The 26,229-nt window shown below is 73.2% G+C and carries 30 protein-coding genes; 18 read left to right on the top strand and 12 right to left on the bottom strand.

Annotated elements, in window-relative coordinates; all coding sequences use genetic code 11:
* Positions 1–64: 64 nt before the first annotated feature.
* The 3 genes from ABTY62_RS30580 (at position 65) to ABTY62_RS30570 (ending at position 3,316) form a co-directional block, all read left to right on the top strand.
* Positions 65–292: an antitoxin gene (locus ABTY62_RS30580; RefSeq protein WP_311729487.1), complete on the top strand. Its 228-nt coding sequence runs from the start codon at positions 65–67 to the stop codon at positions 290–292.
* On the top strand, positions 289–660 hold the full coding sequence (locus tag ABTY62_RS30575; protein WP_352132651.1) for a fic family toxin-antitoxin system, toxin component: 372 nt from the start codon (positions 289–291) through the stop codon (positions 658–660). The genes ABTY62_RS30580 and ABTY62_RS30575 overlap by 4 nt, the downstream gene beginning before the upstream one ends.
* Positions 661–739: 79 nt before the next feature.
* Positions 740–3,316 carry a glycoside hydrolase family 3 N-terminal domain-containing protein gene (locus ABTY62_RS30570; protein WP_352132650.1) on the top strand — a complete coding sequence of 859 codons (2,577 nt, stop codon included), beginning with the start codon at positions 740–742 and terminating at the stop codon, positions 3,314–3,316.
* A 102-nt stretch (positions 3,317–3,418) separates the two neighbouring features.
* Here ABTY62_RS30570 and bioD read toward each other — a convergent pair whose 3' ends face one another.
* From bioD to bioB, 3 genes are all read right to left on the bottom strand, one after another.
* Entirely contained in the window at positions 3,419–4,132 is a 714-nt protein-coding gene (bioD, locus tag ABTY62_RS30565) for a dethiobiotin synthase (RefSeq protein ID WP_352132649.1), read from the bottom strand.
* A gap of 64 nt (positions 4,133–4,196) precedes the next feature.
* A complete protein-coding gene (locus tag ABTY62_RS30560) occupies positions 4,197–5,510 on the bottom strand; it encodes an adenosylmethionine--8-amino-7-oxononanoate transaminase (protein WP_352132648.1) in 1,314 nt (437 codons plus the stop codon).
* Positions 5,503–6,744, bottom strand: coding sequence for a biotin synthase BioB (gene bioB / locus ABTY62_RS30555; RefSeq protein WP_352132647.1), 1,242 nt, complete (start codon positions 6,742–6,744; stop codon positions 5,503–5,505). The genes ABTY62_RS30560 and bioB overlap by 8 nt, the downstream gene beginning before the upstream one ends.
* 171 nt (positions 6,745–6,915) lie before the next feature.
* Here bioB and ABTY62_RS30550 point away from each other — a divergent pair, with 171 nt between their 5' ends.
* A complete protein-coding gene (locus tag ABTY62_RS30550; RefSeq protein ID WP_352132646.1) occupies positions 6,916–8,088 on the top strand; it encodes an 8-amino-7-oxononanoate synthase in 1,173 nt (390 codons plus the stop codon).
* Positions 8,089–8,093: 5 nt separating this feature from the next.
* On the opposite strand, the gene ABTY62_RS30545 is transcribed toward ABTY62_RS30550, so the two are convergent.
* Both ABTY62_RS30545 and ABTY62_RS30540 read right to left on the bottom strand, forming a co-directional pair.
* Positions 8,094–8,351: a DUF397 domain-containing protein gene (locus tag ABTY62_RS30545; RefSeq protein ID WP_352132645.1), complete on the bottom strand. Its 258-nt coding sequence runs from the start codon at positions 8,349–8,351 to the stop codon at positions 8,094–8,096.
* 9 nt (positions 8,352–8,360) lie between these two features.
* Entirely contained in the window at positions 8,361–9,230 is an 870-nt protein-coding gene (locus ABTY62_RS30540; protein ID WP_352132644.1) for a helix-turn-helix domain-containing protein, read from the bottom strand.
* Between the two features lie 249 nt (positions 9,231–9,479).
* Between ABTY62_RS30540 and ABTY62_RS30535 the strand changes: the two genes are divergently transcribed.
* Complete coding sequence (locus ABTY62_RS30535) at positions 9,480–9,908, top strand: ATP-binding protein (protein ID WP_311729478.1); 429 nt, start codon at positions 9,480–9,482, stop codon at positions 9,906–9,908.
* 6 nt (positions 9,909–9,914) lie between these two features.
* On the opposite strand, the gene ABTY62_RS30530 is transcribed toward ABTY62_RS30535, so the two are convergent.
* The 5 genes from ABTY62_RS30530 to ABTY62_RS30510 all read right to left on the bottom strand — a co-directional run bounded on the left by ABTY62_RS30530 (position 9,915) and on the right by ABTY62_RS30510 (position 13,263).
* Positions 9,915–11,120: a nucleotidyl cyclase domain-containing protein gene (locus ABTY62_RS30530; protein WP_352132643.1), complete on the bottom strand. Its 1,206-nt coding sequence runs from the start codon at positions 11,118–11,120 to the stop codon at positions 9,915–9,917.
* A gap of 85 nt (positions 11,121–11,205) precedes the next feature.
* Positions 11,206–11,604, bottom strand: coding sequence for a VOC family protein (locus ABTY62_RS30525; protein WP_352132642.1), 399 nt, complete (start codon positions 11,602–11,604; stop codon positions 11,206–11,208).
* Positions 11,605–11,680: 76 nt separating this feature from the next.
* Positions 11,681–12,154, bottom strand: coding sequence for a C40 family peptidase (locus ABTY62_RS30520; RefSeq protein WP_352132641.1), 474 nt, complete (start codon positions 12,152–12,154; stop codon positions 11,681–11,683).
* Between the two features lie 158 nt (positions 12,155–12,312).
* The gene (locus ABTY62_RS30515; RefSeq protein ID WP_352132640.1) at positions 12,313–12,621 is read right to left on the bottom strand and encodes a hypothetical protein; all 309 of its coding nucleotides are present in this window, start codon (positions 12,619–12,621) and stop codon (positions 12,313–12,315) included.
* Positions 12,622–12,627: 6 nt separating this feature from the next.
* Positions 12,628–13,263 carry an ATP-dependent Clp protease proteolytic subunit gene (locus ABTY62_RS30510; RefSeq protein WP_352132639.1) on the bottom strand — a complete coding sequence of 212 codons (636 nt, stop codon included), beginning with the start codon at positions 13,261–13,263 and terminating at the stop codon, positions 12,628–12,630.
* Positions 13,264–13,343: 80 nt separating this feature from the next.
* On the opposite strand from ABTY62_RS30510, the gene ABTY62_RS30505 reads away from it, so the two are divergent.
* The 8 genes from ABTY62_RS30505 (at position 13,344) to ABTY62_RS30470 (ending at position 20,146) form a co-directional block, all read left to right on the top strand.
* Positions 13,344–13,643, top strand: coding sequence for a type II toxin-antitoxin system Phd/YefM family antitoxin (locus ABTY62_RS30505; protein WP_352132638.1), 300 nt, complete (start codon positions 13,344–13,346; stop codon positions 13,641–13,643).
* Between the two features lie 168 nt (positions 13,644–13,811).
* Positions 13,812–14,114, top strand: coding sequence for an urease subunit gamma (locus ABTY62_RS30500; RefSeq protein WP_352132637.1), 303 nt, complete (start codon positions 13,812–13,814; stop codon positions 14,112–14,114).
* 15 nt (positions 14,115–14,129) lie between these two features.
* The gene (locus ABTY62_RS30495; RefSeq protein ID WP_352132636.1) at positions 14,130–14,441 is read left to right on the top strand and encodes an urease subunit beta; all 312 of its coding nucleotides are present in this window, start codon (positions 14,130–14,132) and stop codon (positions 14,439–14,441) included.
* Entirely contained in the window at positions 14,434–16,155 is a 1,722-nt protein-coding gene (locus ABTY62_RS30490; RefSeq protein WP_352132635.1) for an urease subunit alpha, read from the top strand. Before ABTY62_RS30495 ends, ABTY62_RS30490 begins: the two co-directional genes overlap by 8 nt.
* Positions 16,156–16,170: 15 nt before the next feature.
* On the top strand, positions 16,171–16,869 hold the full coding sequence (locus tag ABTY62_RS30485; RefSeq protein WP_352132763.1) for an urease accessory protein UreF: 699 nt from the start codon (positions 16,171–16,173) through the stop codon (positions 16,867–16,869).
* Between the two features lie 54 nt (positions 16,870–16,923).
* The gene (gene ureG / locus ABTY62_RS30480; RefSeq protein WP_352132634.1) at positions 16,924–17,631 is read left to right on the top strand and encodes an urease accessory protein UreG; all 708 of its coding nucleotides are present in this window, start codon (positions 16,924–16,926) and stop codon (positions 17,629–17,631) included.
* A complete protein-coding gene (locus tag ABTY62_RS30475) occupies positions 17,628–18,440 on the top strand; it encodes an urease accessory protein UreD (RefSeq protein WP_352132633.1) in 813 nt (270 codons plus the stop codon). The genes ureG and ABTY62_RS30475 overlap by 4 nt, the downstream gene beginning before the upstream one ends.
* Positions 18,441–18,568: 128 nt before the next feature.
* A complete protein-coding gene (locus ABTY62_RS30470) occupies positions 18,569–20,146 on the top strand; it encodes an alpha/beta hydrolase (RefSeq protein WP_352132762.1) in 1,578 nt (525 codons plus the stop codon).
* A gap of 82 nt (positions 20,147–20,228) precedes the next feature.
* Here ABTY62_RS30470 and ABTY62_RS30465 read toward each other — a convergent pair whose 3' ends face one another.
* The gene (locus ABTY62_RS30465; protein WP_352132632.1) at positions 20,229–21,296 is read right to left on the bottom strand and encodes an NAD-dependent epimerase/dehydratase family protein; all 1,068 of its coding nucleotides are present in this window, start codon (positions 21,294–21,296) and stop codon (positions 20,229–20,231) included.
* Positions 21,297–21,592: 296 nt separating this feature from the next.
* Here ABTY62_RS30465 and ABTY62_RS30460 point away from each other — a divergent pair, with 296 nt between their 5' ends.
* From ABTY62_RS30460 to ABTY62_RS30440, 5 genes are read left to right on the top strand one after another with little or no spacing between them, the layout of a single operon-like run.
* Positions 21,593–23,101, top strand: a complete 1,509-nt coding sequence (locus ABTY62_RS30460) for an ATP-binding protein (RefSeq protein ID WP_352132631.1) — start codon at positions 21,593–21,595, stop codon at positions 23,099–23,101.
* Between the two features lie 25 nt (positions 23,102–23,126).
* The gene (locus ABTY62_RS30455) at positions 23,127–23,513 is read left to right on the top strand and encodes a roadblock/LC7 domain-containing protein (protein ID WP_311730652.1); all 387 of its coding nucleotides are present in this window, start codon (positions 23,127–23,129) and stop codon (positions 23,511–23,513) included.
* Positions 23,510–23,869: a DUF742 domain-containing protein gene (locus ABTY62_RS30450; RefSeq protein WP_311730598.1), complete on the top strand. Its 360-nt coding sequence runs from the start codon at positions 23,510–23,512 to the stop codon at positions 23,867–23,869. The genes ABTY62_RS30455 and ABTY62_RS30450 overlap by 4 nt, the downstream gene beginning before the upstream one ends.
* Entirely contained in the window at positions 23,850–24,473 is a 624-nt protein-coding gene (locus tag ABTY62_RS30445) for a GTP-binding protein (RefSeq protein WP_352132630.1), read from the top strand. Before ABTY62_RS30450 ends, ABTY62_RS30445 begins: the two co-directional genes overlap by 20 nt.
* Before the next feature lie 53 nt (positions 24,474–24,526).
* Complete coding sequence (locus ABTY62_RS30440; RefSeq protein ID WP_352132761.1) at positions 24,527–26,020, top strand: cytochrome P450; 1,494 nt, start codon at positions 24,527–24,529, stop codon at positions 26,018–26,020.
* Here the strand turns inward: ABTY62_RS30440 and ABTY62_RS30435 are convergent.
* Positions 25,989–26,144 (bottom strand): hypothetical protein, encoded by a 156-nt coding sequence (locus tag ABTY62_RS30435; protein ID WP_352132629.1) that lies wholly within the window; start codon positions 26,142–26,144, stop codon positions 25,989–25,991. The genes ABTY62_RS30440 and ABTY62_RS30435 overlap by 32 nt on opposite strands.
* Positions 26,145–26,229 lie beyond the last annotated feature (85 nt).

The raw sequence follows: 26,229 nt of genomic DNA, 5'->3' as shown, positions 1-26,229 counted from the left end.
CCCCCGGTCCCGCGATGCGAGACCCGGCTTGCCGATGCTAGCGGATTGACGCTAGCGTGAGGCCGTGGCGAAGACACAGCTGAACGTCCGGGTCGATGAGGCCACCGCGGAGGTGGCGCGGGAGCGCGCGCTCCAGCGGGGCATGAGCATGAACCGCTACATCGAAGAGCTCGTCCGCAAGGACGCCGGAGAGGTGGGCCATACCTTCGTGGAGGCGGCCGCCGACTTCATGAAGCAGTATCAAACCGTGTTCGACGAGGAGTTCGGCAAGGAGGCCGGGGCGCGGTCTTGACGGTGCGGATCGACCTCGCCTGGCTGCTGATGGTCGCCGAGCGCAGCACCCCCGGGGACCCGCAGGTCACCGACTACGGCGCGCTGGTCGCCGCCGTCAGCAGGCATGAAGCCGAGATATTCGGCACCCCCATCTACCCCGACCCGCAGACCAGGGCCGCCTCGCTGCTCCAGCTGCTCCTGCTGGTGCCCGCCCTGGAGCGGTCCAACGCGCTGTTCGCGACCGCCGTCGCGTACGCCTATCTCGTCGCCAGCGGGCTGAAGATCGCCACCACCCCCGAGCGCGTCCGCGACCTGGCCCGCCTCGTCAAGGACGGCACCGCGGACGTCCACGCCATCGCCGCCGAGCTGCGCACCTGGAGCGCCTGAGCGGCGTGCCGCCGCGATCGGGGCGGCACGTCGGCCCAGGATCTGTGCATCCAGCCGAAGGAGCGCCGAAGGAGCCGCGATGCCAGGTCAGCGAAGACTGCGAAGACAGCGGAGACGGACAGGAGAGCACGGAAGGCTCGGACCGACCGCGGCGTCGCTCGTCGCCGGGGCCGCCGTCGTCGCCTTACTGCCCCTCACGGGAGGCGCCGCGGCCGCGGGCCACGCGACGGCCGACGGCTCGCTCAAGGCGCGGGTGGTCACGGACGCGGCCGTCTACCCGGTCGAGGAGGGCGCGACCGCCCGGGTCAGGATCTCCGTGGCCACCACCGGCTCCGCGCCGCTCGGCGCACCCGTGACCGTCGACTACGCCACCGACGCGGACGGCGCGGGTGCCACCGCCAGCCCCGGGGAGGACTACCGCCCGGCCGAGGGCAGCGTGACCTTCCCGGCCGGCACCGCCTCCGGCGCCTCCCGCACCGTCGAGGTCGTCACCGCGCGGGGCGGCGGCGCCGAACCGGCCGAGACCGTTCCGCTGCGGCTCACCGTGTCGGGCGCCAAGGCCCCTGCCGAGCCGCCCCGGGTCGTGATCGACGCCCATGGGCTGCCGTATCTCGACCCGAAACTGCCCGTGCGGCAGCGCGTCAAGGACCTGCTCTCCCGGATGTCGCTCAAGGAGAAGGCCGGGCAGATGACCCAGGCCGAGCGCGGCGCGCTCACCTCGCCGGGCGACATCGCCGCCTACGGCCTCGGCTCCCTGCTGTCCGGCGGCGGCTCGGTGCCCACCCCCGACACGCCCGAGGCCTGGGCGCGGATGGTGGACGCCTTCCAACTGCGCGCCCAGGCCACCCGCTTCCAGATCCCGCTGGTGTACGGCGTGGACGCGGTGCACGGCCACAACAATCTCGTCGGGGCGACGATCATGCCGCACAACATCGGCCTCGGCGCCGCCCGCGACCCCCGGATGGCCGAGAGGACGGGCGCGGTGACCGCCTCCGAGGTGCGCGCCACCGGCGTCCCCTGGGACTTCGCGCCCTGCCTGTGCGTATCGCGCGACGAGCGGTGGGGACGGGCGTACGAGTCCTTCGGCGAGGACCCGGCGCTGGTCATCGCGATGGAGCCGGTCATCAGGGGCCTTCAGGGCTCGCCGAGCGGCAAGGACCTCGACCGCGGCGACAAGGTGCTGGCCACCGCCAAGCACTTCGTGGGGGACGGCGGTACGGAGTTCGGCTCCTCGACGACCGACGGCTACACCATCGACCAGGGCGTCACCAAGGTCACCCGCGAGGAGCTGGAGAAGATCCACCTCGCGCCGTACCGGGAGGCCGTGCGCCGCGGGGTGGGCACGGTCATGCCCTCGTACTCCTCGCTCGACATCCTCGGCGACGGGCGGCCGCCGCTCAAGATGCACGCCGACGGGGCGATGATCAACGGCGTGCTGAAGGGCCGGATGGGCTTCGACGGCTTCGTCGTCAGCGACTGGAAGGCCATTGACCAGATCCCCGGCGACTACCCGAGCGACGTCCGTACCTCGGTGAACGCCGGCGTGGACATGGTCATGGTGCCCACGGCGTATGCGGACTTCCACTCCACCCTCGTCGACGAGGTCGAGGCCGGCCGGATCAGCCGGGCCAGGATCGACGACGCGGTCTCCCGCATCCTGACGGCCAAGTTCCGGCTCGGTCTCTTCGAGAAGCCGTATGCCGACACCTCGAACCTCGGCCGGATCGGCTCGGCCGGCCATCGCGCCGTCGCCCGCGAGGCGGCCGCGAAGTCGCAGGTGCTGCTGAAGAACGGCGGCGGGGTGCTGCCCCTGAAGCCCTCCCAGAAGGTGTACGTCGCCGGGTCCAGCGCCGACGACCTCGGCAACCAGACCGGCGGCTGGACCATCACCTGGCAGGGCTCCTCCGGCCGGCACACCGAGGGCACCACGATCCTGGAGGGCATGCGGAAGGCGGCCGCCGACTCCGCCATCACCTACTCCAGGGACGCCTCCGCCCCGACGGACGGACACGACGTCGGTGTCGTGGTCGTCGGCGAGACCCCGTACGCCGAGGGGGCGGGGGACGTCGGCAACGGCCATGACCTGCGGCTGTCCAAGGCCGACCGGGCCGCGGTGGACCGGGTGTGCGGCGCCATGAAGTGCGCGGTGCTGATCGTCTCCGGCCGCCCGCAGCTCATCGGCGACCGCCTCGGCGACATCGACGCCCTCGTCGCCTCCTGGCTGCCCGGCACGGAGGGCGACGGGGTCGCGGACGTCCTGTACGGCAAGCGGCCCTTCACCGGGCAGCTGCCGGTGACCTGGCCCAAGTCCGAGGCCCAGCTGCCGATCAACGTGGGCGACGCGGCGTACGACCCGCAGTACCCGTACGGCTGGGGGCTGACGACGACGGCCCGCGCGTCCGGTACGGACGGCGGCGCGAAGCGCCTCGGGGAGCTGACCGCCGAGGCGAGGGTCCTGCGGAAGGCGGGGCGCGCGGACTCCGCGGAGGGCCGGGCTCTGGTGACGGCCGCGCGGCTCCTGGTCCAGGACCGGGTCGGCCAGAAGATCACCCCGGCGGTGGCGAAGCCCTTCGCCGAGGCGGACCATCTGCTGCTCGGCGGGGATGTGACCGGGGCGCTGCGGAAGCTGAGGGCGGCGTATCGCGCCGCGGGATGAGGCCGCGGGATGAGGCCGCGGGGGTGGGTCGGCGGGGGTGAGTCGGCGGGGTGCACGCGACGATCGCGTGCGCCCCGCCGCCCGGTCGGACCGTCGGCCCGGTCAGCCGTGCGCCGCGGCGAACCGCTCCGCGCTCCAGGTCCCGTCGAGCTCGGGGGCCAGCCAGCCGGGGGCCGCGGCGCGGAAGTCGGCGGGCGGGAGTGCCGCCGCGCCCTGCGGCACGGCGCCCAGCAGCGGGGCGCCCGCCTCCCCGGGCAGTTCCGCGACATTGCAGCGGTCCGCGAGGCCCGGGGCCGTGGGCCAGCTGCCGATGACGATGCCGGGGCAGCGCAGGCCCCGGGCGCGCAGCGCCTCCGCCGTCAGAACGGTCGTGTTGAGCGTGCCCAGGCCCGCCTGGACGACGACCAGCACGGGCGCGTCCAGCAGCCGCGCCGCGTCCGCGAGCGTCGTGCCCTCCTCGTCGAAGCGCACCAGCAGCCCGCCCGCGCCCTCCACGAGCACCAGGTCGTGCTCGGCGGCCAGCTTCCCCGCCGCCTCGGCCACGTCGGCGGGCCGCACGGCGGGACGGTCGGCCCGGCGGGCGGCGGTGGCCGGGGCCAACGGGTCCGGGTAGCGGGCGAGTTCCGCCTGCGTGACCGCCCCCGCCAGCCGCGCCACCTCCGCCGCGTCTCCCGGCTCGTCCGCCCGGACCCCGGTCTGCGCGGGCTTGAGCACGGCGACGGACCGGCCGCCGGCCAGCGCGGCGGCGGCGATGGCCGCGGTGGTGACGGTCTTGCCGATTTCCGTGCCGGTGCCGGTGATGACGAGTACGGGCATGGGGTGGCGCCTTTCGGTCTCTCGTGTGGTGCGGGTTGTCGCGGCGGACGCCCGCCCGGTCGGGTCAGGCCGCGAGGGCCGCCGCGTGGACGGCCGCGCAGATGCGGGTCACGTCGTCGTCGCCCGTGATGTACGGCGGCATGGTGTAAAGCAGGTCGCGGAACGGCCGCAGCCAGACGCCCTCCCGTACCGCCGCGCGGGTGGCCACCGCCATGCCCGCTCCGTCGAGGGCGTGGTCGAGCTGGACGACGCCGATGGCGCCCAGGACCCGGACGTCCCGTACGCCGGGCAGTTCGGCCGTGGCGGCCAGACCGTCCCGCAGGCCCGCCTCGATGCGCTTGACCTCCTGCCGCCAGTCGTGGCCGAGCAGCAGGTCGATCGAGGCGAGGGCGACGGCGGCGGCCAGGGGGTTGCCCATGAACGTCGGGCCGTGGGCGAGCACCGGGAGCTCGCCGCGCGAGATGCCGTCCGCCACGCGCGGGGTGCACAGCGCCGCGGCGAGCGTCAGATAACCGCCGGTGAGCGCCTTGCCCAGGCACATCACATCGGGGCTGACGCCCGCGTGTCCGGCCGCGAAGAGCTCGCCCGTACGGCCGAAGCCGGTGGCGATCTCGTCGAAGACCAGCAGCACGTCGTGCTCGTCGCAGGCCTCGCGCAACACCCGCAGCAGGCCGGGGGAGTGGAAGCGCATCCCGCCCGCGCCCTGCACCACCGGCTCGACGATCACCGCGGCCAGTTCGTCCGCGTGGCGGGCGATCAGGTCGCGCAGATGCGCCTCGTACGCGGGGTCCGGCGGGGCGTCGAAGCCGGGCGGGGGCGCGTCGGCGAAGAGGTGACGGGGCAGCAGGCCCGACCACAGGTGGTGCATTCCGCCGTCCGGGTCGCAGACCGCCATCGGCTGCCAGGTGTCGCCGTGGTAGCCGCCGCGCCAGGTGAGCAGCCGTCGCTTGGCGGGGCGGCCCAGCGAGCGCCAGTACTGGAGGCACATCTTGACCGCGACCTCGACCGAGACGGAGCCCGAGTCGGCGAGGAAGACGTGCTCGAGCGGCTCGGGGGTGAGCTCCACGAGGCGGGCGGCCAGCCGCACGGCGGGCTCGTGGGTGAGTCCGCCGAACATCACATGGCTCATCCGGTCCAACTGGCCGCGGGCCGCGTCGTTGAGCACGGGGTGGTTGTAGCCGTGGACGGCGGACCACCACGACGACATCCCGTCGATCAGCTCCCGGTGGCCCTCCGCCGGTTCGGCCAGGCGCAGCCGGACCCCGGAGGCGGACTCGACGATCAGCGGGTCCTGGCGGCCGGGCATCGGCCCGTACGGATGCCAGACGTGCTGCCGGTCCAGGGCCAGCAGTTCGGCGGGCGTCAGCGGCTCAGGCATTGGGCGGCAGGTCCGTGCCCGCGCCACGGCGGCGCACGGCGACCAGGTCGGTGCGGGCGCCGGCGGCCCGCGCGGGCTCGACTGCCTCAGCTCCGGCTCCGGTCCCGGCTTCGGTGGCCGGCGCCTCCGCGGGCGCGGCGTCGCCGCACGGCCCGCAGCCTCCGCCCGTCGCCTCCCCCTCGGAACAGCTGTGCGAACCGCAGCCCGCCCGGGCCGCCGCGAGCGCGTCGGCCCGGTGCGCGGGCAGCGTCGTCGTGTCGCTGCCCTCCACCTCGAAGCCGGCGTCGGCGATCATCGCGAGGTCGTCCGCGCCCGCCTGGCCCTCGGTGGTCAGATAGTCGCCCAGGAAGATCGAGTTGGCCAGGTGCAGGGCGAGCGGCTGGAGCGAGCGCAGATGGATCTCGCGGCCGCCGGCGAGCCGTACCTCCACGTCCGGGCAGACGAACCGCACCATCGCCAGGATGCGCAGGCAGCGCTGCGGGGTGAGCGTCCACTCCTGCGCGAGCGGGGTGCCTTCGATGGGGATGAGGAAGTTGACCGGCACCGAGTCGGGGTCCATCTCGCGGAGCGCGAAGACCACGTCGACCAGGTCCGCGTCCGTCTCGCCCATGCCCGCGATCAGCCCGGAGCAGGCGGACATGCCCGCCGCCTGGGCCTGCTGCACGGTCGACACCCGGTCGGCGTAGGTGTGGGTGGTGGTGATGTCCCCGTACGTGGCTTCCGAGGTGTTGAGGTTGTGGTTGTACGCGTCGGCGCCCGCCTCCCGAAGCCGCGTCGCCTGCCCGTCCGAGAGGAGGCCGAGACAGGCGCACACCTCGACGCCCTCGTTCTCCTCCTTGATCGCCTCGATGGTGCGGGAGACCCGCTCCACGTCCCGGTCCGTCGGCCCGCGCCCGCTGGCGACCAGACAGACCCGCTTGGCGCCGCCGGCGACCCCCGCGCCCGCCGCGGCCGCGGCCTCCTCGGGCTTCAGCCAGGTGTACTTGAGGATGCCGGCGCGCGAGCCGAGCCGCTGTGAGCAGTACGAGCAGTCCTCGGGGCACAGCCCGGACTTGAGGTTGACCAGATAGTTGAGCTTCACCCGCCGCCCGAACCAGGCGCGGCGCACCTTGCCCGCCGCGGCCACCACGTCGAGCACATCGTCGTCGGCGGTCGCCAGCACGGCGAGGGCCTCTTCTCGGGTCGGCAGCTCGCGCCGCAGCCCCTTGTCCACCAGCGTCTTCAGCAGCTCCATGGCGCCGATCCTGCCCTGCCCCAGGGCCCGGGGCAAAGGAGAGACTCCACAACACCATCCGTTCCAGGTGTGTGTATTGCCACACCCTGACCGTGCATGGACGCCGCTACGTTCTATCGGGACCCGACAGTTGGCGCCCGACAGGTGCCCGGCGGAAGGCAGGGACGGCGTATGCCCCAGGACCGTCACGACGACCCGTTCGAGTGGATCGACGAACAGAGCGAACGGCGGCGCCGTGCCGGACTCGTCCGCACGCTCACCCCCCGTCCCGCCGACTCCCCGCTGCTCGACCTGGCGGGCAATGACTACCTGGGCCTGGCGAGGCATCCGGAGGTCACGGCCGCGGCCGGTGCGGCGGCGGCGCGCTGGGGGGCGGGCTCGACCGGGTCCCGGCTGGTCACCGGGCATACGGAGCTGCACGCCGCGCTGGAGGCGGAACTCGCCGCCTTCTGCGGCTTCGAGGCGGCCCTGGTGTTCTCCTCCGGCTACGCGGCGAACCTCGCCGCCGTCGCCGCGCTGAGCGGTCGCGACGCCCTGGTCCTGTCCGACGCGGGCAACCACGCCTCGCTCATCGACGGCTGCCGGCTGTCCAGGGCCGAGGTCGCCGTGGTGCCGCACGCGGACCCCGAGGCGGTGCGCAAGGCCCTGGAAACCGCCTACCGGACGGAAACCGCCTCGCGCCGCGCGCTCGTGGTCACCGACTCCGTCTTCTCCGTCGACGGGGACGCCGCGCCCCTGCCCGGCCTCGCCGCCGCCTGCCGCGCACACGGCGCGGCCCTGGTCGTCGACGACGCGCACGGCTTCGGGGTGCTGGGCGACGGCGGGCGCGGCGCGCCGTACGCCGCCGGGCTCGCGGGGGCGCCCGACGTGGTCGTCACGGTCACGCTGTCCAAGGCGCTGGGCAGCCAGGGCGGGGCCGTCCTGGGACCGGCGCGGGTGATCGAACACCTGGTCAACTCGGCCCGTACCTTCATCTTCGACACCGGCCTCAACCCGGCCGCCGTGGGCGCCGCCCAGGCGAGCCTGCGCCTGCTGCGCCGCGAGCCGGAGCGCGCCGAGCGCGCCCGCGCGGTGGCCACCGCGCTGTACGAACGGCTCACCGCCGCCGGGCTGAGCGCGGTGCGGCCGGACGCGTCGGTGGTGTCGGTGCGGGCCCCCTCGCCCGAGCGGGCGGTGCGGTGGGCCGCGGACTGCCGGGCGGCCGGGCTGGCCGTCGGCTGCTTCCGCCCGCCGTCCGTCCCGGACGGCATTTCCCGGCTGCGGCTGACGGCCCGGGCGGATCTGACCGATCAGCAAATCGAGGAGGCGGCCGACGCGGTCGTGAGGACCGCGCCGACCGCCTAGACAGCTCAGCTACGCCCGTCGGCGCGGGTCCCGTCGGTGTCGAGCGCGCCGCCCCGTAGCGCGTCGACGAACGTGACCCAGGTTTCCGGGGTGAACAGCAACGCGGGACCGGCCGTGTTCTTGGAGTCCCGCACGGCCAGCAGGCCGGGCGGGAGTGCGGCCGACTCGACGCAGTTGTTCATTCCGGTGCTGTAGCTGCTGCGCCGCCATTGCGCATCGCGCAGTGCCGAATCGCAGGGTAGGGACCAGGACATTCCAGACATGGTGCCCCCTCAGGCGCCGCCCCCGATTTTTGTGATGAAGGTCAACGATTCCTTGACTGACAGGGCGTTGGTGCGCAGCGTGTCGAACGCGGCGCTGTACGCCCGGAGGTCTTCTTTCCGCTCCAGGTAGAGGCTACTCGTCAAGTGGTCGAGAACAACAACATCGAGATCACTAATGTGCGAAAACGAAAAAATAATGAAAGGACCTGTGATGCCAATGGGCATTCCGGCCGAGAATGGCAGTACCTGGAGCCGTACTTGAGGGAGCGCCGCCACCTCTGCCAGATGCCTCAGCTGATCCGCCATCACCCCGGGCCCGCCGACCTCCCGCCGCAGCACCGCCTCGTCGAGCACCGCGTGCAGCCGCAGCGGACGCGCCCCGCGCAGCACCGACTGCCGCGCGATCCGCACCTCCACCAAGGTGTCCACCTCCGGCCGCGGCAGATCCGGCAGCGCCGCCCGGGTCACCGCCCGCGCGTAGTCCGGGGTCTGGAGCAGCCCCGGCACCACCGTGGTCTCCAGCGTGTACGCGGCCGAGGCCTCCGACTCCAGGCTGATGAAGTCCCGGTAGGCGGGCGGCAGCAGATCGCGGTACGCGTACCACCAGCCGCGCCGCGAACCCTCGGGATCCGAGGCGCCCCCGCCGCACAGCGCCTCCAGCAGCGCCCGCAACTCCGGGTCGGCGACCCCGTAGACATCCAGCAGCCGCGTCACATCGGACGGTCTCGCGCCGCTGCGCCCGGTTTCCAGCCGACTCACCTTCGACTGGTGCCAGCCCACCCGGCGCGCTGCCTCGCCACTGGTGAGTCCGGCGAGATCGCGGAGGCGGCGGAGTTCCGCACCGAGCTTGCGGCGGCGCACCGCAGGGCCATACCGCATGATGTCCCCTTTCGGCTATCTGTGAATTCCCGGTCGCCAGTGTGCCGCTCAAATCCGGTCTTCCGTAGCAGAGTTCACCGTTTCGAGCGACAGATATATGCATAACTCGGCGGATCGCCCCCGTCGCGGGCCCTATCGATGGCAGTCTGACGCTAGAGCCGCCGGGGCTGCCCAACGACTTCACTGGCTTGGCAATACCACTCGCACGCGCCCGCAGCCGCGACCCCGGCGGGAAGGGACAGGGTCGCCATGGCTGACCACCAGGAAGCATCCGTCACTCTCCCGAGCGCGCCGGTCTCGGTGACCGCGGCGCGAAGATATGTGACGAGCGTGCTGACCGAATGGGGTCTGCCGACGGACGCGGAGACCGTCGGCATCGTACGGCTCGTCGTCTCCGAACTCGCCACCAACGCGGTGCAGCACACCATGGGCCAGTCACCCACCTTCACCGTGGACGTGCGGCTCGAGCGTGAGGAGCGGCTGAGGATCGGCGTCACCGACAGCCACCCCCGATGGCCCAAACGGCTGCCGGCCGCCCCCCACCAGGACAGCGGCCGGGGCCTGCTGATCATCCGTTCACTGGCCGCGGAGTGGGGCGGCGAGGTGTCCGTCATCCCGACGCCCGAGGGCGGGAAGACCGTCTGGATCGCGCTGCCCTGGAGCGTTCCCGTGGGCTGAGCGGGCTCACAGGACGCGCTCGACTCCCCCCGTGGTGCCGCGCGCCTCGGCCAGCTCCCGGATGCGCCCGAACACCGGCCCGGCCGCGGGGCTGATCAGATGGTGCGGCATATCGCCGCGCTCGATCACGCCGTACTTGCCGGCGCCCATGAGATACGAGGAGTAGAGGATCAGCCCGTCGGGCCGCCGCATATCGACGGCCAGCGCCGAGAAGCCCGGGAACTCGTCCGTCTGATACACCCGCAGCCCCTCGGCCTCGGCGCCGTAGCGCTCCTTGAACCGGCCGAACCGCTCCAGCGAGTCCTTGATCTTCCGCGTCATGTCCTCCTGGTACTGGCGCGACAGCGTGGCCGCGGCGTCCGAGGACGGATCCAGCAGATAGCAGCTGTAGACGCCGCCCCGGCGCAGCAGACCGAGCACCGCGTCGCGATAGCGGGCCGGGCGCTCCGTGGTCACCAGCCGGCCGGACGAGGTGCGCAGCGCCGTGCCCATGTCGAGGACCTCCTCGGACGCCGCGTCCAGCAGCCGCGCCTTCTCCTCGGAGCTGGGCCGCTCGGGATACGCGTGGACCGTGGTGCCCCCGTCAAGACCGCGGCTCCCCAGCCAGGCCTTGGCCGCCCGCTCCGGCCCGCCGTCCCCGGCCATCAGATACACCCGCTTGCCCTCGTGGCTCCCCACGAGCGCGAACCGCTCCGCGTGCGGGCCCGCGGTGCGGTACACGTCCTCCGAGATCGCCAGGCAGTCCCGGGGGGTCGCCTTCTCCAGATGGGCGGCCAGATTGATGTCGGGGGAGTGGATCGCGCCCGTCCGCCCCTCGCCGGTGTGCTGGATCGTGCCCTTGTGCACGGCCATCCGCAGATGCAGCTCGCCGCCCACACCCGCCCGCGCGAACTCGTCCCGCAGATGGATCAGATCCAGGGTGAGAAACGTCCTGGCCGCCTCCAGCGCGACATCGCGGGCCACGCTCTCGCTGTCGTCGTGGACGGCGAAGAAGCCGCCGTCGCCCCGCCAGCTCCACACCCCGCTGCGGGCGCAGCGGCGCTCCGCCGCCAGCTGCTCGATCCGGCTCCGCATCCGCTCGCGCAGCAGATCGAAGGCGTGGGCGGCGCGGTCTCTCGGATTCGACAGAACGATCGTCGAATACCCCGCGGTGTCGACGAACACCAGATACACATGGTCGTAGGTCCGGTCCGCCTCGAACTGCTCGGTCACCACAAGCCCCCTCCTGCTGCCGACACCGGGCCACGCTACGCGCGTTGGCGCAGGCGTCGAAGACCCCCGTCGCAGAAGACCCGCGTCACATCGGCTCCACCAGGCCGCGCTCGACGGCGCTGCGCTCCACGCAGAACTCATTGCCCTCGGGGTCCGCCATCACCACCCAGCCCAGCCCGTCGTCCGTGCGCCGGTCGTCGACGACCCGCGCGCCCAGCGGGAGCAGCCGCTCCACCTCGGCGTCCCGCGTGCCCGAGGGCGGCTGGATGTCGAGGTGGACGCGGTTCTTGACGGCCTTGGCATCCGGCACCCGCAGGAACAGCAGGCCCGGAGCCCCCGTCTGGCCCGACGAGATCAGCACCTCGTCGTCGCCCGGCGCGGAGCCCTCCAGCGGGTACCCGGTGAGGGCGGACCAGAACTGTGCCAGGGCGTACGGGTCATGGGCGTCGAAGGTGATGTTCCGGACCGGGTTCAGATACGACATGTGATCCTCGCGGCGATGGACGGGCCTTCCCGACCCCGCCAACGTACCGGCGCCCACCGACAGCCGGGCCCAGGCATCAGCGCACCTTGCCGTACCAGACCTTCTTGGTCCAGATGCGCTCCAGCCGCACCACGGTCCCCGGCTTGGGCGCGTGCCAGATCCGGCCGCGCCCCGCGTACAGGCCCACGTGGTAGACGCTGCTCCCGGAGTGGAAGAACACCAGGTCGCCGCCGTGGCGGGAGGCGGCCTTGATATGGCGGGTGCGGTTGTACTGCGCGGACGCCGTGCGCGGCAGCCGCTTCCCGGCCCGCTTGTAGGCGTACTGGGTCAGGCCCGAGCAGTCGAAGCGGCTGGGGCCCGCCGCCCCGTACCTGTACGGGGCGCCCTTCTTCGAGGCGGCGATCTGTAGCGCCCTCGCGGCGGCGGACGCCGCGTCGGCCTGCTGTGGAAGCCCTGGCGCCGCTACGGGGCCGCCGACCGCGGCGACGGTTATGGCCGAGACGGCGCCGGCCCTGGACACCACTGCGGGGACTCGCATGTGCGCATTCATGGCGCACCCCCTTCCGTCCGCCGGGGCCCGCCCGGACCGGGCCGGCCAGGCGCCCGGCACGGCGGGTCCTGTCGTCCTTGGGATGGTGCCGCAGCCGTGCCCGGCATGCCGAGCCGGACGGGCACGGATTGCGCCGTCCGGGTGAACGGGGTCCGGCCTCAGGGCGCCGACGCCGGGGGAAGCGTGACGCGCTCGGTGCGCCGCTGGCCGTCCAGGACGCGCAGGGCCCGCTCCAGCGTCGCGGCGTGCAGCCGGCTCTCCCCGCGCTCGTGCATCAGCGCCAGCGCGTCCCGGAGCGCCGTGGCCTTTCCGACCAGGGCCTGCGCGGCGCGCAGCCCCGCGTAGGTGTCACTGCCGCGGGCCGGGTTGATGCGGCCCAGCAGGTCGACCACGTCCAGATAGCCGTCCACCAGCGCGCCCTCCGCGCGGGTGAGCGCGGGCAGCGGGGGGAGTTCGGGCGGCGGCACGGCCGCTCACCTCGCCCCGCGCGGCGCCGGCGGGCGCTTGCGGCTCTGGGTGAGCCGGTCCACCAGCCCGTACGCCACCGCGCCCGCCGCGTCGAAGATCTTGTCGCGCTCGACATCGGCGCGGATGCGCTCCGCGCTCTGCCCGGTGTGCCGCACCAGCAGCTCCTCCAGCAGCTCGCGGGTGCGCAGCATCTCCTTGGCCTGGAGCTCCAGGTCGGACGTCGTGCCCTGGACGGGCTCGCTGAACGACGGCTGATGGATGAGGACCCGCGCGCCGGGCAGCGCGAAGCGCTTGCCGGGGGCGCCGGCGGCGAGCAGCACGGCGGCCGCGGAGGCGGCCTGGCCCAGGCAGACCGTCTCCACGTCGCAGGTGACGAAGTGCATGGTGTCGTAGATCGCCGTCATGGCGGAGAACGAGCCGCCGGGCGAGTTGATGTAGAGCGAGATGTCCTGGTCGGGCCCGGCGTGCTCGAGGTGGATGAGCTGTGCGATCACGTCGTTGGCCGAGGTGTCGTCGACCGGCGTGCCGAGGAAGACGATGCGCTCGGACAGGAGCTTGGAGTACGGGTCCATGGTGCGGATCCCGGAACTCGTGCGCTCGGTGAACTCGGGCAGGACATAGCGCGCCGTCGGGCGTTCCATCGCGTCACCTCTCGGTGTCAGTCGGTAGCCAGGAACCTGTAAAAAATGTACAGGACGTACACCTCGTTATGATGGGGAGCATGGCCTACGAGATTCCGGTGACGCAAGCCCGAGCAGAGCTCGCGGAGCTCATCAACCGCGTTGTCTACGGCGGCGAGCGCGTGGTCGTGACCCGGCACGGAAAGCCGCTCGTGGCCCTGGTCTCGGCCGATGACCTGCGGCGACTCGAGGAGAACGAGTCGGAGGCGGAGGATCAGGTGATCAGCACGGTCTCCGCGGTGCGCCCGGTGGCGTCCGCTCCCGGCGAACGGCGGCGGTTCGGCATCGCGGCGGAGCACCGCGGCCCGGACACCGGGGACCGGCGGCCCGGCCGCGCCTGACACAGCCGCCCACCCGCCAACCGCCGCACCCGTCGCAGTTAACGCCGTGGAAACGCCGCGGAACTAGCCTTCCGAAACCGGGTGCGAGCCGCCCTGGGCCGCAGGTGAACGGGCGATTCTCCCCTTGACGAGGGACACGCCCGACGGGACGAGTGTGAGGTGGTAGGCGTGCAGTTGACCCCGCACGAACAGGAACGGCTGCTCATCCATGTGGCCGCCGACGTGGCCGAGAAGCGGCGGGCCCGCGGAGTGGTCCTCAACCACCCGGAGGCCATCGCGCTGATCACCGCGCACATCCTGGAGGGCGCCCGCGACGGCCGTACGGTCGCCGAGCTGATGTCCTCCGGCCGCAAGGTGCTCACCCGCGAGGAGGTCATGGAGGGCGTCCCCGAGATGATCCACGACGTCCAGGTCGAAGCCACCTTCCCCGACGGCACCAAGCTCGTCACCGTCCACCAGCCGATCGCCTGACGGAGGACGCCTTCCGTGACACCCGGAGAGATCCTGCACGCGGACGAGCCGATCGGCCTCAACGAGGGCCGTCCCGTCACCCGCCTCACCGTGCTCAACGCCGCCGACCGGCCCGTCCAGGTCGGCTCCCACTACCACTTCGCCGAGGCGAACCCCGGCCTCGACTTCGACCGCGCCGCCGCCCACGGCCAGCGCCTGCACATCGCCGCGGGCACCGCCGTGCGCTTCGAGCCCGGCATCCCCGTCGAGGTCGAGCTGGTCCCGATCGCGGGCGCGCGCGTCGTACCCGGGCTGCGCGGGGAAACCGGAGGTGCCCTCGATGGCTGAACTCAGCCGCGCCGCGTACACGGACCTCTTCGGGCCGACCGCCGGCGACCGTATACGACTCGCCGACACCGACCTGCTCATCGAGATCGAGGAGGACCGCGCGGGCGGCCCCGGCCGCGCCGGGGACGAGGCGGTCTTCGGCGGCGGCAAGGTGATCCGCGAGTCCATGGGCCAGTCCCGCGCCACGCGCGCCGAAGGGACCCCCGACACCGTGATCACCGGCGCCGTGATCCTGGACCACTGGGGGATCGTCAAGGCCGACATCGGCCTGCGCGACGGCCGGATCACCGGCATCGGCAAGGCGGGCAACCCGGACACCATGGACGGCGTCCACCCCGACCTCGTGATCGGGCCGGAGACCGAGGTCATCGCGGGCAACGGCAGGATCCTCACCGCCGGGGCCATCGACGCCCACGTCCACCTCATCTCCCCCACCATCGCCGACGAGGCTCTGGCGGCGGGCATCACCACCCTGGTCGGCGGCGGCACCGGACCCGCCGAGGGCACCAAGGCGACCACCATCACCCCGGGCCCCTGGCACCTCGCCCGGATGTTCGAGGCGCTGGAGGCCTACCCCGTCAACATCGGGCTGCTCGGCAAGGGCAACACCGTCTCCCGCGAGGCGATGTACTCCCAACTGCGCGGCGGGGCACTCGGGTTCAAAATCCATGAGGACTGGGGCGCCACCCCCGCCGCCATCGACGCCTGCCTGGGCGTGTGCGAGGAGAGCGGCGCCCAGCTCGCCATCCACACCGACACGCTCAACGAGGCGGGCTTCGTCGGCGACACCCTCGCCGCCATCGCCGGGCGCTCCATCCACGCGTACCACACCGAGGGCGCGGGCGGCGGGCACGCGCCGGACATCATCACCGTGGTGTCCCAGCCCAACGTGCTGCCCAGCTCCACCAACCCGACCCGCCCGCACACCGTCAACACCGTCGAGGAACACCTCGACATGCTGATGGTCTGCCACCACCTCAACCCCGCCGTCCCCGAGGACCTCGCCTTCGCCGAGTCCCGCATCAGGCCCAGCACCATCGCGGCCGAGGACATCCTCCACGACCTCGGCGCCATCTCGATCATCTCCTCCGACTCCCAGGCCATGGGGCGGGTCGGCGAGGTCGTGCTGCGCACCTGGCAGACCGCGCACGTCATGAAGCGCCGGCGCGGCGCCCTGCCCGGCGACGGCCGCGCCGACAACCACCGGGCGCGCCGCTACGTCGCCAAATACACCATCAACCCGGCCGTCGCCCAGGGCCTGGACCACGAGATCGGGTCCGTGGAGACGGGGAAGCTCGCCGATCTGGTGCTGTGGGACCCGGCGTTCTTCGGCGTCAAGCCGCAGCTGGTCATCAAGGGCGGACAGATCGCGTACGCGCAGATGGGCGACGCCAACGCCTCCATCCCCACGCCCCAGCCGGTCCTGCCGCGCCCCATGTTCGGCGCGATCGGCCGCGCCCCGGCCACCAACTCGCTCAACTTCGTCACGCGGACCGCGCTCGACGACGGCCTCGCCGAGCGGCTCGGGCTCGGCAAGCGGTTCGTCCCGATCCGCAGCACACGCGGCGTCACCAAGGCCGACATGCGGGAGAACGACGCCCGCCCGCGCGTCGAGGTCGACCCGGACACCTTCACGGTGACCATCGACGGCGAGCCGGTCGAACCGGCCCCGGCGGCGGAACTGCCCATGGCGCAGCGCTACTTCCTCTTCTGAGCGGACGTGGCGACCATGACCGTGCCCATGTCCGCGACCACCGCCCGGGCGGCCCTGCTCGTCCTCGCCGACGGCCGGTTCCCCGCCGGGGGCCACGCGCACTCCGGGGGCGCCGAGGCCGCCGTCAAGGCGGGCCGGATCCGGGACGCGGCCACCCTGGAGGAGTTCTGCCGGGGCCGGCTGCACACCGCCGGGCTCACGGCGGCCGGGCTCGCCGCCGCGGCCGCCGCCGGGCTCGACCCGCTCGCGCTCGACGAGGCCGCCGACGCCCGCACCCCGGCCCCCGCCCTGCGCGCCACCGCGCGGCGGCTCGGCAGACAGATGATGCGCGCCGCCCGGGCCGCCTGGCCGGGACCGGAGCTCGACGCCCTGGCCGCCGCCCGCCCGCGCGGCGCCCACCAGCCGGTCGTCCTCGGCCTCGCCGCGCGCGCCGCCGGGGCGAGCCCGCTGGACGCCGCGCACATCGCCGCGTACGAGTCGGTCAGCGGGCCCGCGACCGCCGTCGTACGGCTGCTGAGCCTCAACCCCTTCGACGCCACCGCCGTGCTCGCCCGCCTCGTCCCCGAACTCGACCAGGTGGCGGCGCGCGCCGCCGCGGCGGCCCGGCGGGCCCTCGACGAGGGCCCGGACGCGCTGCCCGCCGCCTCCGCGCCCCTGCTCGACATCACCGCCGAGGCGCACGCGGCCTGGCCCGTACGCCTCTTCGCCTCCTGAGCGCCCGCAGCCCGCCCAGCCCCATCCCGCAGCCCCCAGCCATCCGGAGCCGTCATGCATCTCGACGACCACCTCGACCACGCCGGCGCCTACCCCCAGCGCCACACCCACAGCGCCGCCGACCCCCGCCGCCCCGACGGCGCCCGGCGCGCCCTGCGCATCGGCCTCGGCGGCCCCGTGGGCTCCGGGAAGACCGCGACCGTCGCCGCGCTGTGCCGCGCGCTGCGCGACGAACTGTCCATCGCCGTGGTCACCAACGACATCTACACCCGCGAGGACGCCGAGTTCCTGCTGCGCGAGGCCGTGCTGCCCGCGACCCGCATCACGGCGGTGGAGACCGGCGCCTGCCCGCACACCGCCATCCGCGACGACATCTCCGCCAACCTCGAGGCGGTCGAGGACCTCGAGGACGCGCTCGGCGGCCTGGACATCGTGTTCATCGAGTCCGGCGGCGACAACCTCACCGCGACCTTCTCCAAGGGCCTGGTCGACGCGCAGATCTTCGTCATCGACGTGGCGGGCGGCGACGACATCCCGCGCAAGGGCGGCCCCGGCGTGACCACCGCCGACCTCCTGGTCGTCAACAAGACCGACCTCGCGCCGTACGTCGGCTCCGACCTGGAGCGCATGGCCCATGACGCACGGGCCCAGCGCGGCGACCTGCCCGTCGCCTTCACCTCCCTGGTCGCCGAGAACGGCGTCAAGCCGGTCGCCGACTGGGTGCGCGAGCGGCTGACCGCCTGGACGGCGGCCCCGGCGTGACGGCACCGGCCGTACCGGCCACGGGAATCGGCGTACGAGCCACGGCCCGCGTCGTCGCCGAGGCGGACGGGCGGGGCGGAACCGCGCTGCCCGTGCTCGCCGGGGACGGCCCGCTCGCGCTGCGGCGGACCCGGCCAAGCGGGGCCGGCGGGGCCGGCGGCGGCGCGGGTGCGGCGCGGGTGACCGTGGTGGGGGCGATGAGCGCCCCGCTCGGCGGCGACCGGCTCGCGCTGGACGTGACGGCCGGGCCCGGCGCCCGGCTGTGGATGGGCGCGGCGGCCGCCACCATCGCCCTGCCCGGCCGGTCGGCCGAACCCGCCCACTACGACGTACGGCTCACCGTCGGCGACGGCGCGACGCTGTGCTGGCTCCCCGAGCCGCTCATCTCAGCGCGCGGCAGCGATCTGCGGATGACCTGCCGCGTCGAGCTGGCCCCCACCGCCCGGCTGCTGCTCCGCGAGGAGCAGGTGCTCGGCCGGGCCGGGGAGCCGCCGGGACGGCTGACGGCCCGTCTGACGGTGCGCCGCGCCGGGCGGGCCCTGCTGGACCAGGAGCTCGGCTACGGGCCGGGGACGCCCGGCTGGGACGGCGGCGCGGTCCTCGGGGGGCACCGGGCCACCGGCCAACTCCTGCTCGTCGACCCGGCCTTCGAGGACCGGCCCGTGCCCGTCAGGCAGCTGGGCGAGACGGCGGTCCTCACCCCGCTCGCGGGCCCCGCCGCCCTGGTCACCGCGGTGGCGCCGGACGCGCTGCGGCTGCGCCGGCTGCTCGACGAGGTGACCGCCGATGGCCGCATGTTCACGAATTGACAAAGAAATCCCGGTTCGCGCTGTACCCAGCGGTGAGTCAGGCGCGAGGATCCTTCTGACAATCTGTGATCATCGCCGCAGGGGCGGCGCGACATGGCAGGGGGAGTAGCTACGTGAGACGTACAGCAATGCTCGGCACGGCCGGCGGTGTGCTCACCGGGGCGCTGATAGCGGGCGCCCTGGCCACGCCGGTGGCCAGCGCCAAGGCGCGTACGCCGGGGGGAGCGGCGGAGGCGCGCGGTGTGGCGATCGCCGCGGCCAGGGCCGCCGAGGCGGGCGTCGACTGGAAGGACTGCCCGGCCGACTGGAGCCTGGAGAAGCCCATCCAGTGCGGCTATGTGACGGTTCCGCTCGACTACGCCAAGCCCAACGGCCGCACCATCAAGCTCGCCGTGGACCGGATCGGCAGCACCGGGAGCGCCACCGAGCGCCAGGGCGCGCTGCTCTACAACCCGGGCGGGCCCGGCGGCTCGGGCCTGAAGTTCCCGCGCCGGGTCACCACCGAGAACCCGCTGTGGAAGAAGGCCTCGAAGGCCTACGACTTCGTGGGCTTCGACCCGCGCGGGGTCGGCCACTCCGCCGCCATCTCCTGCGTCGACCCGCAGGAGTTCGTCAAGGCGCCGAAGGCGGACCCGGTGCCGGACAGCGAGGCGGACAAGCGCGCGCAGCGCAAGCTCGCCAAGGAGTACGCGCAGGGGTGCGCGGACCGCAGCGGCTGGATGCTGCCGTACATGACGACGCCCAACACCGCCCGTGACATCGACGTCATCCGGGCCGCGCTCGGCGAGAAGAAGCTCAACTACCTCGGCGTGTCCTACGGCACCTACATCGGCGGCGTGTACGCCACGCTCTTCCCGACCCATGTGCGCCGCATGATCGTCGACAGCGTGGTCAACCCGTCGCGGGAGAAGATCTGGTACCAGGCCAACCTGGACCAGGACGTCGCCTTCGAGATGCGCTGGAAGGACTGGACGGCGTGGGTCGCCAAGAACGACGCGGCCTACCACATCGGCGACACCCCGCAGAAGGTCCAGAAGCAGTGGGAGACGCTGCGCGCGGCCGCGAAGAAGCACCCGATCGGCGGGGTCGTCGGCCCGGCCGAGCTGGTGGGCTTCTTCCAGAGCGCGCCGTACTACGACTCCTCGTGGGCCCCGGTCGCCGCGGTGTGGAGCGCCTATCTCGCCGGTGACGAGAAGCAGTTGGTCGAGGCCGCGGGCCCGGATCTGTCCGACACCGCGGGCAACATCTCCTCGGAGAACGGCAACGCCGTCTACACAGCGGTGGAGTGCGCGGACGCCAAGTGGCCGACCAGCTGGCGCACCTGGGACCGCGACAACACCCGGCTGCACAAGGACTACCCGTTCATGACCTGGGCGAACGCCTGGATGAACCTGCCGTGCAGCACCTGGGGCGCCCGGCAGCAGACCCCGATTGAGGTCGGCGCGGACAAGGGTCTGCCCCCGACGCTCATCGTGCAGAGCACCCGCGACGCCGCCACCCCGTACGAGGGCGCCGTCGAGCTGCACAAGCGGCTGAAGGGGTCGCGCCTGATCACCGAGAAGGACGCCGGCTCGCACGGGGTCACCGGTCTGGTCAACTCCTGCATCAACGACCGGGTGGACACCTATCTGCTGAAGGGCACGGTGGACGCCGCGGACGTGACGTGCGGCCCGCACGCCACGCCCGTACCGGCCGCCGCCAAGTAGCCGGAGCACACCGGGCCGGGCCCCGTTCCGGGGGTGCGCGACGCACCCCCGGGGCGGGGCCCGGTGCCGTCAGCGCCCGGAGTCAGCGCACGGAGCCGGCGGCGGACCCGCGCGCGGCCAGCCACGCGTCCTCCGCGGCGTAGTCGAAGAGGCCGATGGACCCGTATGCCTTGGCCAGGAGCGGGAACGCCTCCCGCCAGTCCCGGCCGCCCGCCAGCCGGCGGGCCGTCCACTCGACCGTCTCCGGCAGCGATTCGGCGTATCCGGTCGCCGCCCGGTAGCCCAGCTCGCGCTCCGCCGCCGACATGTCCATCACCACCGGCCGGGCCGTGCTCCAGGGGGTCTGTCCAAGACCCGGGCGCGGCGGCTCGCCGTCGAACGTGATCAGCTCGCTGGTGGCGCCCATCGCCGCGTCCACCGCGGCCGCGATCTCGGCGACCGTCGGCGCCTGCGGATCGCCCGCGTTGAGCGCCCGGGAGCCGGGTCTGCGGGCGGCCAGCCGCACCAGCTCGGCCAGGTTGTCCACGTGCACCGGGTGGAACCGGCTGGCGCCCCCGTGGGCGAGGATCCGCACCGGCCGCCCGTCGAGCACCCGCTTGACGAAGTACGTCTCGCGGGGCAGGGGGCTGAACGGGCCGTGGATCGCCCCGGCGCGCAGCAGCGTGGTCGGCAGCCGGTCCCCGGCGGCCAGCAACTCCCGCTCCAGCGCGACCTTGGCGGTGCTGTACGTGTCGTCGCCCGGCGCGACGGTCGGCTGCGACTCGGGGATCGGCACCGGGTAGTCCGGGACGCCGTCCGGCTCGGTCTGGGTGTCGAAGCCGCGGCCTCGGTCGTCCTGGTACACCGCGACGCTGGAGATCACCACCGCCGAGCCGATCCGGTCCGCGAGGCCGAGCAACTGCCGGGCGTGGCGCGACCCGTAGGCCACGCAGTCCAGCAGCACATCGCAGCCGTCCCCGAGCGCCGCCGCCAGCGCGGCGTCGTCCTCCCGGTCCATGGTCACGGCCCGCACCTCCTCGGGCCATCGCTCGTCGCGGCCACCGCCGCGCGAGGCGGCCCGCACCCGCCATCCCTCGGCGGCGAGCGCCCGTACGGCCGCCCGCCCGATCTGTCCCGTCGCCCCGATCACGAATGCGTCTCCGATGGTCATACGCGGACGCTACGTGCCCCCTGGGGCACCGCCCAGCCGCGTTCACCCTGCGCGGATCAGCTCTGGGCGCAACGGCCGTGCGTTCCGGAAAATTTCGAGAACGCAATGAAAATGAAAGAACGCGATCGGTTCTTGGGCTATTTCAATTCGTACTTCAGTGCATTGCCGAGAAAAACGCATATTCGTCTCGGTCGTCGGCGAAAGCGCTATGCTCCTTGGCTCATAGCGAACTCTCCCTGGCTCATTACGAGCCCTTCGCACTTATTTTCTCCCCGCAGTTCTCAAGAAGGACGCCCATGGTTTTTGCTGGCTCGTCACCCGGAGGCCGGCGGCCCGCCTCCGCGCTCTTATGGCTGATCCCTCCCGCCGCCACGGCGCTCTGCGCGGCGCTGGCCGTCACCCGCGTGCCCACCGGGGCGCGGGCGGCGGCCGTCTGGTGCGGCCTGGCTGCGACGCTGGCGGTGGCCGTGGTGGCGGGCGAGGCGGTGCGCCGCGGGCGCGCCACCGCGACCCTGCGCCTGCGGGCCGCGGAGCGTGAGGCCGCGCTGCGGCAGCGCCTGGCCGACCAGGAGGTGGAGACCAGACGGCTGGCCAAGGAACTGCTCCCCGCGGCCGTGGCCCGGCTGAGGGCCGGCGCCGAACCCGTCGACGTGATGAAGGACATCGACCACTCGCCGTGCCTCGACCCGGACTTCGAGTCCGCGCACCGGTCGGTCCTGGAGGCGATGCTGTACACCGTGCGGGCCGAGGAGGACCTCAGGGACGCCGCCCAGCGGGCCTTCGTCAACATCGCCCGCCGCGTCCAGGCCATCACCAACCAACAGGCCTACGACATGCGGGAGATGGAGGACAAGCACGGCGCCGACCCCGAGGTGTACGCCGATCTGCTCCACCTCGACCACGGCAACGCGCTGATCGGCCGCATGGCGGACAGCATCGCGGTGCTCGGCGGCTCCCGCCCGGGCCGCCAGTGGCGTAGCCCGATCCCGCTGTACAACGTCTGCCGCGGCGCCATCTCACGGATCCTGGAGTACCGGCGGGTCGATCTGCACTCGGTGGCGGACGTCGGCATCGTCGGCCCCAGCGTCGAGCCGCTGATCCACGCCATGGCCGAACTGCTGGACAACGCCACCCGCTACTCACCGCCGAAGACCCGGGTGCATCTGACCGCGGTCGAGGTCCAGTCCGGGGTCGCCATCGAGATCGAGGACGCCGGGGTGGGCCTGACGGAGGAGGCCCGCCGCCGCACCGACCTGGTGCTGGCCCACGCGGCGGCCGGACTCGACCTCAACGACCTGGGCGAGACGCCGCGTCTGGGGCTCGCGGTGGTCGGCCGGCTCGCCCACAAGTACCGCTTCCAGTTCTCGATGCGCCCCTCCGCGTACGGCGGCGTCCGCGCGGTCCTGGTCGTACCGCAGGACATCACCTGCACCACCCCCGCGCCCGGCGGCATGATCGCCCTCGCCGCCAAGCTGCCCCCGCCCAAGCCGGTGCGGCGGGCCACGCCCACCCCGGCCCCGGCGCGCACCGGCCCGGTCCCCACCGGCCGCGGCCCCGCGGTGCAGAACACGGCCGGACTGCCGCAGCGGCGCCGCCGGATGCCCCAGGTCACCCGGACTGCCCGGGCCGCCCGGCCCGAGAGCGGCGCCGGGCCCGGCGCCCCGGCCGAGCCGGCCGTGGAGCCCGGACTGTGGCTGGGCCCTTTCTTCCAGGGCGTTTCCGGTGCGGCCGAGAACACCGAATCCGGCCGTCCGCACCGTGATGAATCGTCGAACACCTCGAATGAGTCGGATAAGGGTGAATAGGCAAGTGACGCAACCGCGGTACAACATGGACTGGATGCTCCGGGACCTGGCGACCAGCGTTCCGCAGACCCGCCACGTGGTGCTCCTCTCCTCGGACGGCCTGTGCATGGCGCAGATCGGCGCCGACGAGGAAACCGCCGACCGGCTGGCCGCCGCCTGCGCGGGGCTCCAGAGCCTCTCGGGGGCGATCGCCGCCGAATTCCCCGAGGGCGACGGGCGGATGAAACTCGTCGCCATCGAGGTCGACGGCGGGTTCTTCTATCTGATGGCGGCCGGCGTCGGAGCGTATCTGGCGGTGCTGGCCGAGGACAGCGTGGACGCCGGGCTCATGGGCCAGTGCATGAGAAGCCTGGTGGCCCGGCTCGGCGAACACCTCAGCAGCCCGCCGCGCGTCGACGGGCGGACGGCATGAGCGAACCGCGGGAGCGCCTCGCCGAAGGCGCCCCCGAGCGGCTGTACACCCTCGCCGACAGCCGGGCGCGCCGCACCCCGCGGGCCGACGTGGAGCTGGTCACCCTGATCGTGGCGCGGGCCGAGACGGAGCCGGGGACCCGCCCCGAGTGCGCGGCCGTCCTGAGAATGTGCCAGTTCCCGCTGTCCGTGGCCGAGATCTCCGCGTATCTGGCCCTGCCCGTCTCCGGCGTCACCGAGGTGCTCGCGGAGCTGCTCGCGGAGGACCAGGTGGAGACCCGGGCGCCGGTCCCCGCCGCCGAACTGCCCGACCCCGCACTCCTCCAGGCGGTGATGCATGGACTACAGAAGCTCTGAGGCGGTCGCCGGACCGCGTGCCGAGGACGTCCTGCCGTCCTCGGTGAACGCGGCGGTCAAGGTGGTGATCGTCGGTGGGTTCGGCGTCGGCAAGACGACCATGGTCGGCTCGGTGAGCGAGATCCGTCCGCTGACCACCGAGGAGACCATGACCCAGGCCGGGGTCGGCGTGGACGACCTCGCCGGGGTCGAGCGCAAGACCGAGACCACCGTGGCGATGGACTTCGGCCGGATCAGCCTCAACGACCAGCTGGTGCTCTATCTGTTCGGCACGCCCGGCCAGGAGCGCTTCTGGTTCCTGTGGGACGGCCTGTTCGAGGGCGCCCTGGGGGCCGTGGTGCTCATCGACACCCGGCGGCTGGAGGTCAGCTTCGACGTGGTCGGCCGGCTGGAGGAGCGCGCGGTGCCCTTCGTCGTCGCCGTCAACGCCTTCCCCGAGGCCCCGGCCTACCCCATCGCGGAGCTGCGCGCCGCGATGGACCTGCCCGAATCCGTACCCATGATCGACTGCGACGCCCGGGACCGCGGGTCCAGCCGCGACGCCCTGCTGACCCTCGTGCGCTATCTGCACTCCCTGATCACCGTGACCCCGGAGACCCCGTGACCCCTCCACCCGAGCACCCGGGCACCGACCACCTCGGCACCGGGCAGGTGGCCATGCCTCCCCCCGAATGCCCCGCCCACGCCGCCGTTCACGCCGCCGCCCCCGCTTCCGCCTCCGCTCTGGCGGACCTCTTCGGACCCGGCCACGAAGCCGACCCCAAGGGCTTCTACGAGCGGCTGCGCGCCGAACACGGCCCGGTCGCCCCTGTCCGGGTCGCCGGCGACCTGCCCGCGTGGCTGCTCCTGGGCTACCGGGAGAACCTGGAAGTGGCCCGCACCCCCTCCCGCTTCTCCCGCGACTCCCGCCACTGGGGCGACTGGCGGGAGGGCCGGGTCGCCCCCGACTCACCGCTGCTGCCGGTGGTCGCCTGGCAGCCCATGTGCACCTTCGCCGACGGCGCCGAGCACGAGCGGCTGCGCACGGCGCTCACCGAGAGCATGAACCGCCTCGACCGGCGCGGGATGCGCCGCCATGTCACCCGGTTCACCCAGCAGTTGGTCGAGAAGTTCGCCGCCGACGGACACGCCGACCTGGTGACGGAATTCGCCGAGCAGCTGCCCATGCTGGTGCTCACCCAGCTGCTCGGCATGCCCGACGAGGACGGTCCGCGCCTGGTCGAGGCCAGCCGTGACCTGATCAAGGGCACGGAGACGGCCATCAGCAGCAACGAGTACGTCATCCGGGCCCTCGAGAACCTGGTGGCCCGCAAGCGCGTCGAGCCCGGCCAGGACCTGGCCTCCTGGCTGTTGAGCCACCCCGCCGGGATGACCGGGGAGGAGATCGTCCAGCATCTGCGGCTGGTGCTCCTCACCGGCAACGAGACCACCACCAACCTGATGGCCAACACGCTGCTGATGGTCCTCACCGACCCGCGCTTCCGCGCCTCCCTGGCCGGCGGCCAGATGACCCTGCCGGACGCCATCGAGCATGTGCTGTGGAACGAACCGCCGCTCGCCATCATCCCCGGCCGCTGGGCGACCGGCGACACCGAGCTCGCCGGGCGGCAGATCAAGGGCGGGGACATGCTGCTGCTCGGCCTGGCCGCCGGAAACGTCGACCCCGCCGTCCGCCCCGAGATCGGCGCGCCCATGTACGGCAACCGGTCCCATCTCGCCTTCAGCGGCGGGCCACACGAATGCCCCGGCCAGGACATCGGCCGCGCCATCGCCGACACCGGCATCGACGCCCTGCTGCTGCGCCTGCCCGATCTGCGGCTGGCGGTCCCGGAGACCGAGCTGCGCTGGAGCGCCTCATGGGTCTCCCGCCACCTCGTGTCGCTGCCCGCCGAGTTCACCCCGCGGCAGGGCGACTCGGACACCGTGGAGACCGAGAGGGGCCTGCTGGCCCCGGACTTCCTGGCCCGCTATGTGGCCCTGCCCGACCGGGCGGAACCGGCCGGCCCGGCGGACCCGGCGGAGTTGTCGACCACGCCGGCGCCGCCGCGGACGGCCGTCGCCGAGCCCGGAAAGCGGCCGTTCCGGGCCCGGTCCTGGTGGCGGTCCCTGTGGCGCGGGCTCAGGCCCGGGCCACCAGCACCCCCACGGTGAGCAGGCCGAGCACCACCCAGCCGAACCAGAGCCATCCATTGCTGCCCAGGCCCACCGAGTACGCGGTCACCACGACCAGGCCCCCCACCGTGCACGCTGTCATCGCCTTCGCAGATCCGGGCATCCCCGCAACCTCCTCAGCCTCAACGGCCCACGAGGACATCGTCTTACGGACGCCGCCCCCGCCGCTAGACATCGTCCGGCGGCGG

The sequence above is a fragment of the Streptomyces sp. NPDC097640 genome (genome assembly GCF_040302705.1).
GTDB lineage: Bacteria > Actinomycetota > Actinomycetes > Streptomycetales > Streptomycetaceae > Streptomyces.
Note: the sequence above shows the minus strand (reverse complement) of the source record. Positions and strands in the feature narration are given on the sequence as shown.